This window comes from Bacillus cereus, assembly GCF_002561295.1.
In the GTDB taxonomy this organism is placed as follows: Bacteria; Bacillota; Bacilli; order Bacillales; family Bacillaceae_G; genus Bacillus_A; species Bacillus_A cereus_S.
In genome coordinates, this window is sequence record NZ_NTUG01000035.1 from 1 (window position 1) to 305 (window position 305).

Here is a 305-nt window from a genome sequence, read left to right on the forward strand (position 1 = left end):
AGCTGAGCTAATCCTCCAAAGTGGTGACCCGTACGGGATTCGAACCCGTGTTACCGCCGTGAAAGGGCGGTGTCTTAACCACTTGACCAACGGGCCAAAAATATTATGGCGGAGAGCAAGGGATTCGAACCCTTGATACGCTTGTGACGTATACACGATTTCCAATCGTGCTCCTTCGGCCAACTCGGACAGCTCTCCAATCATGGCTCCGCAGGTAGGAATCGAACCTACGACCGATCGGTTAACAGCCGATAGCTCTACCGCTGAGCTACTGCGGAATGATATTAGCCTGGCAACGTCCTACT

3 tRNA genes are annotated in these 305 nt (G+C 52.8%); all 3 read right to left on the reverse strand.

From position 1 onward, the window contains the following. Positions 1-21: 21 nt before the first annotated feature. The 3 genes from CN373_RS18965 to CN373_RS18975 all read right to left on the reverse strand — a co-directional run bounded on the left by CN373_RS18965 (position 22) and on the right by CN373_RS18975 (position 278). A tRNA-Glu gene (locus CN373_RS18965) sits at positions 22-96 on the reverse strand. A 10-nt stretch (positions 97-106) separates the two neighbouring features. Further along, positions 107-198, reverse strand: a tRNA-Ser gene (locus tag CN373_RS18970). Positions 199-203: 5 nt separating this feature from the next. Further along, positions 204-278, reverse strand: a tRNA-Asn gene (locus CN373_RS18975). Between the last annotated feature and the right edge of the window lie 27 nt (positions 279-305).